This is a genomic window from uncultured Nevskia sp., from assembly GCF_903885465.1.
Classification (GTDB): Bacteria; Pseudomonadota; Gammaproteobacteria; order Nevskiales; family Nevskiaceae; genus Nevskia.
The window spans coordinates 1-3,370 of sequence record NZ_CAISIQ010000340.1 but is presented as its reverse complement, the minus strand read 5'-3'; the positions used below and the strand labels follow the sequence as shown (position 1 = coordinate 3,370).

The window sequence follows — 3,370 nt, the reverse complement described above, 5'->3', positions numbered from 1 at the left end:
GCACTGCCTGCCGGCCTCCGGCAGCGCCTCGATCATCAAGACCGCACTGGCGCTGCACCACAAGATTCTGCCGCCGATGCTCTGCGACGAGGTCGATCCGGATCTCGGCATCGAGCGCACACCGTTCTACATCAACACCCAGGCCAGGCCCTGGATACATGGCGGGCCGCATCCGCGCCGCGCTGGCGTCAACGCTTTCGGCTTTGGCGGCATCAACGCTCACATCATTCTCGAAGAGTACCGGCCGGCCGACGGACACAAAGTCAACGCCGGGCTGATGCATGTGCCCGGTCACAGCGAGTTGCTGACCCTGGCTGCCGACAGTCTTGCTGGACTCGTGGCCCTCGTGCGCCAGCTGCTGGCGCACGCCAAGGCCGAAGCCAAACCGAGTCTGGCGACACTGGCGAAGGCGAGCAGCGCCCACAGCCGCGGCGAGCACCGCCTGGCCGTGGTCGCCAACGATCCGGCTGATCTCGCCACCAAGCTCGACCAGGCGCTGGTCAAGCTGAGCCACACGGAAGTTGCGCCGTTCAAGCTGCGCGGTGGCGTGCATTACGGCCATGGTGCGGCGCCCGGCAAGGTCTGCTTCGTGTTTCCGGGCGAAGGCGCGCAGTACCCGAACATGCTCGCCGACCTCTGCCTGAACTTTCCGCAGATCCGCGAGTGGTTCGATTTCATCGACGAAACCGCCGTGCGCCGCGGCAGCCCCAGGCGCGCTCCGGTGGTGTTTCCGGCCCCGACCTGCGTGCCGCCCGGCGTGCGCGAGCGGCTCGACAGCGAACTGTTCGAAACCGATATCGCCGCCGAATCGGTATTCGCCGCCAGCATCGGTCTGTTCACCCTGCTCGACGATCTGGGCTTCGAACCGGATGCGATGCTCGGCCATTCCACCGGCGAGAACACCGCGATCACCGCCAGCGGCGTGCGCCGTTACGAACATCGCGAAGAAATCGCCGACACGGTTCGCGATCTGAACCTCATCTACGGCGATCTCGACCGCGAAGGCCGGATCGTCGAAGGCAGCCTGCTGACCATCGGCGCTCTGAAGCCGGCGGCGCGCGCGCAACTGCTGGCCGAGCACGGCCGCGGCAAGCCCATCCTGGTCGCGATGGACAACTGCCCGAACCAGCTGGTGCTGTTCGGCTCGCGTTTCGACATTGCCGCGCTGAAGGAAAAGCTGTCCGCCGAAGGTGCGATCTGCGCCGAGCTGCCGTTCGGCCGCGCCTATCACACCGCGCTATTCCATCCGGTGGCCGAGGCCTACCGCGAGTACTACGAATCATTGGAATTCGGCCCGGGTCGCGCAGTGCTGTACAGCGCCTGCAGCGTCGGCCCGTTCCCGGATGATGCCGACGAGATTCGCGAGCTGGCCTGCCTGCAGTGGGAAGCGCCGGTGCGCTTCACCGAGACCATCGAACAGCTCTACGCCGATGGCGTGCGGGTGTTCGTCGAGATCGGCCCGAGCGGCAACCTGACTTCGTTCATCGACGACACTCTGCGCAGCCGCAACGATGTCATCGCGCTGAGCACCAACAGCCGCCGCAAGCCCGGCGTGACCCATCTGCAACAGACCTTGGCGCAGCTGTTTGCGCTCGGCGTCAGCTTCGATCCGGCGAAGCTGTTCGAGCAGCGCGAGATTGCGCCGCTTTCGCTGGCGGCTGTTCCGCTCGGCGCTGCGCGGCAGAAGCCCCGTATCAAGCTGCAGATGCCTTTGGTACATCTGCCTGACGACGTGCCGCCGATGCCGCGCGCTCAGCCGGGCGCAGCGCCGTCCCCTGCCCCGGTCGTTGCCCCGCAAGCGAAGGCGCAGCCGATCGAACCGGCGCAGTCTGCCAGGCCGGTCGATGTGCGTCTGGAAGCGCTGAAGAATCACTTCGCGCTGATGCAGGATTTCCTCGACAGCCAGGCACGAGTGCTCGACGGTTTCGCCGGTACTGCGCCGACGATTGAAGCAGTAGATCCCTCGCGTGCCGATCCGCATCGCTATCCGCTGCTCGGTCGGATCACCGAGCAGGATGCAACACGGCTCAGCTGCGAGCGCCGCTATGACCTCGCCTCGGATCTGTTCCTGCGCGATCACGCGCTGGGTTCGGCGCCGAGTGCGCAACAGACTGATCTGCTGGCGCTGAGCGTCATCCCGTTTACCTTCAGCATGGAAATCGTCGCCGAAGCAGCCTGCCTGCTGACTGGCGACAACTTGCGCCTGATCGGCCTCGACTCCTCACGCGGTCATCGCTGGCTCGGCCTCGATGGCGGCACGCTCGATCTGCGCATCGTTGCCGAAAGAGTGGCTGCCGATGCAGCGCAGCCGGGCATCGAAAGAGTTTCCGTGCGCCTGTTTCAGAACGGCGTCGGCGGCCCCGCTGGCGGCGTGCTGGTGTTCGAAGCGATCGCTCTGCTCGGTGCCGCGTTCCCGACGGCACCGGCGGCACGGCCATGGCCAGCAGCGGACAGCAAGCCCTCGCGCAGCAATCCGGATGGCGAGTTGTACAGCCGCGGCATGTTCCACGGCCCGCGCCTTCAGGGCGTGACGTCGATCCGCCGCTGGGCCGATGAAGCGATCGAAGCCGACATGGTGACGATCGCCACCCACGACTATTTCCGCTTTACGAGGCAGCCGCAGTTCCGCACCGATCCGGCGCTGCTCGATGCCGCCGGGCAAGTCGTCGGCTACTGGCTGACCGAGCGCTTCGCCTGGGGCTTCAACTGCTTCCCGTACCACGTCGGCAGCTTCCGTCAGTACGCGCCGATGCCGCCGGCCGGCACCAAGGTAATCTGCCGCTGCGACGTCAAGATGACCGATCCGCTGCGCATCGAAGCGCATCTCGATGTGCTCGATGCCGACGGCCGCCTGCTGATGCGGGCCACAAACTGGGAAGACCGCAAGTTCACCGTGCCGGAGGTTTACTACAGCTTCCGGATGGCACCGCAGACCGCTTTCCTCAGTGAGCCGTTCCAGGCTGAAACCCTGGCTGCGGCTGGCGTCATCGCCCGCCGTGTGCCGGCATTCGACGATGGTTTTCTCGATCAGGGCTTCAGCATCTGGAAGCGCGTGCTCGCCAATCTGGTGCTGAACCATGACGAGCGCCGCGACTGGTACGCACTGCCGGTCACCGGCCCGCAGCGCGAGGCCTGGCTGCTCGGCCGCGTCGCTGCCAAGGACGCAGTGCGGGTCTGGCTGCAGCAGACGCACGGCGTCACCGCTGCACCCTCGGATATCGCCATCGGCAGCACCGCCGACGGCAGTCTGCGGCTGCTGCGCATCGACGGCGTCGCGCTGACTGCGCTGCCATCGATCTCGATCAGCGAGCACGGCGGTCATGCGCTCGCGGCCTGTGCAGCGCCGGGGCTTGGCATCGGCATCGACTAT

At 66.3% G+C, this 3,370-nt stretch carries 1 protein-coding gene; it reads left to right on the top strand.

The window, feature by feature from the left end; translation table 11 throughout:
• Nucleotides 1-3,370 (top strand): acyltransferase domain-containing protein (locus QZY06_RS13390; RefSeq protein WP_295685262.1); only part of this gene is annotated, 3,370 nt, incomplete at both ends.